This is a genomic window from Alteromonas oceanisediminis (assembly GCF_018474025.1).
GTDB classification, from domain to species: Bacteria; Pseudomonadota; Gammaproteobacteria; order Enterobacterales; family Alteromonadaceae; genus Alteromonas_E; species Alteromonas_E oceanisediminis.
In genome coordinates this window covers 1-4,517 of record NZ_JAHCTA010000018.1, presented here as the reverse complement: position 1 = coordinate 4,517, position 4,517 = coordinate 1, and the positions used below count along the sequence as shown (strand labels likewise).

2 tRNA genes and 2 rRNA genes are annotated in these 4,517 nt (G+C 49.4%); all 4 read right to left on the bottom strand.

Annotated features, from left to right (window positions below):
* A 23S ribosomal RNA gene (locus tag KIU71_RS17655) occupies window positions 1-1,915 on the bottom strand; the annotation flags it as partial.
* A gap of 331 nt (window positions 1,916-2,246) precedes the next feature.
* A tRNA-Ala gene (locus tag KIU71_RS17650) sits at window positions 2,247-2,322 on the bottom strand.
* A 118-nt stretch (window positions 2,323-2,440) separates the two neighbouring features.
* A tRNA-Ile gene (locus KIU71_RS17645) sits at window positions 2,441-2,517 on the bottom strand.
* 266 nt (window positions 2,518-2,783) lie between these two features.
* Window positions 2,784-4,316: ribosomal RNA gene (locus KIU71_RS17640) — 16S ribosomal RNA — on the bottom strand.
* Between the last annotated feature and the right edge of the window lie 201 nt (window positions 4,317-4,517).

Here is a 4,517-nt window from a genome sequence, read left to right as displayed (position 1 = left end):
GACAAGGAATTTCGCTACCTTAGGACCGTTATAGTTACGGCCGCCGTTTACCGGGGCTTCGATCAAGAGCTTCGCTTACGCTAACCCCATCAATTAACCTTCCGGCACCGGGCAGGTGTCACACCGTATACGTCATCTTTCGATTTAGCACAGTGCTGTGTTTTTAATAAACAGTCCCAGCCACCTGGTCACTGCGACCCTCGTTCGCTTAAGGAGCAAGTCCTATCACAAACAAGGGCGTACCTTCTCCCGAAGTTACGGTACAATTTTGCCGAGTTCCTTCACCCGAGTTCTCTCAAGCGCCTTAGTATTCTCTACCTGACCACCTGTGTCGGTTTGGGGTACGGTTCATATATTCATAAGTTTAGAGGCTTTTCCTGGAAGCAGGGCATCAACAACTTCGCCACCGTAGTGACTCGTCTCGTGTCTCAGGATTGTGTGACCGGATTTACCTAATCTCACTCCCTACGCACTTTCACTTGGACAACCAACGCCAAGCTTGCTTAGCCTTCTCCGTCCCCCCTTCACTGAATATACAAGTACGGGAATATTAACCCGTTTCCCATCGACTACGCATTTCTGCCTCGCCTTAGGGGCCGACTTACCCTGCCCTGATTAGCATGGGACAGGAAACCTTGGTCTTCCGGCGTGGGGGTTTTTCACCCCCATTATCGTTACTCATGTCAGCATTCGCACTTGTGATATGTCCAGCAAGCTTCTCAACTCACCTTCATCCACTTACACAACGCTCCCCTACCCAGCATACAAGTATGCTGCCGCAGCTTCGGTATATTGCTTAGCCCCGTTACATCTTCCGCGCAGGCCGACTCGACTAGTGAGCTATTACGCTTTCTTTAAAGGATGGCTGCTTCTAAGCCAACCTCCTAGCTGTCTTAGCCTTCCCACATCGTTTCCCACTTAGCAATATTTTGGGACCTTAGCTGGCGGTCTGGGTTGTTTCCCTCTCCACGACGGACGTTAGCACCCGCCGTGTGTCTCCCGGATAGTACTCACAGGTATTCGGAGTTTGCAAAGGGTTGGTAAGTCGGGATGACCCCCTAGCCTTAACAGTGCTCTACCCCCCATGGTATTCATCCGAGGCTCTACCTAAATAGATTTCGGGGAGAACCAGCTATCTCCCGGTTTGATTGGCCTTTCACCCCCAGCCACAGGTCATCCCCTAACTTTTCAACGTTAGTGGGTTCGGTCCTCCAGTTGATGTTACTCAACCTTCAACCTGCCCATGGCTAGATCACCGGGTTTCGGGTCTATACCTAGCAACTCAACGCGCAGTTAACACTCGCTTTCGCTACGGCTCCCCTAGACGGTTAACCTTGCTACTAAATATAAGTCGCTGACCCATTATACAAAAGGTACGCAGTCACCCCAAAGGGCTCCCACTGCTTGTACGTATACGGTTTCAGGTTCTATTTCACTCCCCTCACAGGGGTTCTTTTCGCCTTTCCCTCACGGTACTACTTCACTATCGGTCAGTTAGGAGTATTTAGCCTTGGAGGATGGTCCCCCCATCTTCAGTCAAGATAACACGTGTCCCGACCTACTTAATATGACCTACTTGAACCTTCACATACGGGACTATCACCCTGTATCGTTGTGCTTCCCAACACATTCTGCTAATTCAAATAGATTCGGCTGACCCCCGTTCGCTCGCCGCTACTAGGGGGATCTCAATTGATTTCTGTTCCTAAGGGTACTTAGATGTTTCAGTTCCCCTCGTTTGCCTCTACATGCTATGTATTCACATGCAGATACCGCCTAAGCGGTGGGTTTCCCCATTCGGACATCTGTGGCTCAAATGCATTTTGTCAGCTCACCACAGCTTTTCGCAGACTTACACGTCCTTCATCGCCTCTAACTGCCAAGGCATCCACCGTATACGCTTAATCACTTAACCATACAACCCTAATGCGTCTGCCTTTTGAATTCAGACTCATCATGCGGCACTTAAGCCGACCGTATGCGTGATAATCGTTTTAAGTATGTAACACAACCGCGATATCGATTGCGTTTAGCTCGACCACTAAACCCGTTACACACTGATACAAGTTCGCTTGAAAGAACCGTTATTTATACAAACAACAATTCAATCAGTTACTCTTGGATTAAATTAATATCAGCTTTTCCAAATTGTTAAAGAACATGATTTTTGCGATGCAAAAATCTAAATGAATACATTGACGTGTATTGATTTAGACTCTCATTCGCACACTACCCGCAGTAAGAAGTGGTGGAGCTAAGCAGGATCGAACTGCTGACCTCCTGAATGCAAATCAGGCGCTCTCCCAGCTGAGCTATAGCCCCTCAATCTTATTGCGTAACACTATTTATTTCAGCGCAATTCTTTCTTATGCAAGGAAGAGGAGACCGTAATGTGCAAACAGCACATGAGGCTTTCTCTAACGCGGCAAAAGGAAGAATTTGGTAGGCTTGGGCAGACTTGAACTGCCGACCTCACCCTTATCAGGGGTGCGCTCTAACCAGCTGAGCTACAAGCCTATTTTACTTCTGCTAGGCTTCTTACTCTTCGCGTTGAATCCTTATTCGCTCAGTTACATACTTCTGCATGCGCCTTCGCTCACTCGTCAGTCTGGCGCGGTCCACATGGACTCGATTAAGAACCCTATCATCGCAAAATCGATGATCAAGGCCCAGCAGGCTGCTGCGTAGCACCGCCCTAAGGCGCCACTACTTTTAGCGTTCTTCATTTTATAACAAAACAATCTGTGTAGGCACTGCACTACGTGCATCCAACAACTTTAAGGTAAGGAGGTGATCCAACCCCAGGTTCCCCTAGGGTTACCTTGTTACGACTTCACCCCAGTCATGAAACACAAAGTGGTAACCGTTCTCCCGAAGGTTAAACTAGCTACTTCTTTTGCATCCCACTCCCATGGTGTGACGGGCGGTGTGTACAAGGCCCGGGAACGTATTCACCGCAGTATGCTGACCTGCGATTACTAGCGATTCCGACTTCATGGAGTCGAGTTGCAGACTCCAATCCGGACTACGACATACTTTAAGGGGTCCGCTCCACATCGCTGTCTCGCTTCCCTCTGTATATGCCATTGTAGCACGTGTGTAGCCCTACACGTAAGGGCCATGATGACTTGACGTCGTCCCCACCTTCCTCCGGTTTGTCACCGGCAGTCTCCTTAAAGTGCCCAACTCAATGCTGGCAACTAAGGACAAGGGTTGCGCTCGTTGCGGGACTTAACCCAACATCTCACGACACGAGCTGACGACAGCCATGCAGCACCTGTGTTTGAGTTCCCGAAGGCACGAAACTATCTCTAGTTACTTCTCAACATGTCAAGTGTAGGTAAGGTTCTTCGCGTTGCATCGAATTAAACCACATGCTCCACCGCTTGTGCGGGCCCCCGTCAATTCATTTGAGTTTTAACCTTGCGGCCGTACTCCCCAGGCGGTCTACTTAGCGCGTTAGCTTCGCTACTCACGAATTAAATTCACAAACAGCTAGTAGACAGCGTTTACAGTGTGGACTACCAGGGTATCTAATCCTGTTCGCTACCCACACTTTCGCACATGAGCGTCAGTCTTTGGCCAGAGAGTCGCCTTCGCCACTGATGTTCCTCCAGATATCTACGCATTTCACCGCTACACCTGGAATTCCACTCCCCTCTCCAAAACTCTAGTCTGCCAGTTCTAAATGACCGTCCCAGGTTGAGCCCGGGGCTTTCACATCTAGCTTAACAAACCGCCTGCGTGCGCTTTACGCCCAGTAATTCCGATTAACGCTTGCACCCTCCGTATTACCGCGGCTGCTGGCACGGAGTTAGCCGGTGCTTCTTCTGTTGCTAACGTCACAGCTAATGGGTATTAACCATTAACCTTTCCTCACAACTGAAAGTGCTTTACAACCCGAAGGCCTTCTTCACACACGCGGCATGGCTGCATCAGGGTTTCCCCCATTGTGCAATATTCCCCACTGCTGCCTCCCGTAGGAGTCTGGACCGTGTCTCAGTTCCAGTGTGGCTGATCTTCCTCTCAGAACAGCTAGAGATCGTCGCCTTGGTGAGCCTTTACCTCACCAACTAGCTAATCTCACTTGGGCCTCTCTCTAGGTGGGAGCCTAAGCCCCCTTTGGTCCGTAGACATTATGCGGTATTAGCCACCGTTTCCAGTGGTTATCCCCCGCCTAAAGGCAAGTTCCCAAGCATTACTCACCCGTCCGCCACTCGTCAGCAACTAGCAAGCTAGTTCTGTTACCGTTCGACTTGCATGTGTTAGGCCTGCCGCCAGCGTTCAATCTGAGCCATGATCAAACTCTTCAATTGAATACTTGCATAAACTTTCATTTTTGTTGTTTGGACACCCATAATGAGTGCCCACACAGATTGTCTTGTCATAAATTGTTAAAGAGCATGGTGCAGATTCATCGCTCAGCGATGACATCTGCGCAAGGCGGGCTAACAGTACTCTTTAGGAGCTGGTGCCTACCTTACTTCGCAAGGCGGTTTATCAAAACTCTTAGTGAG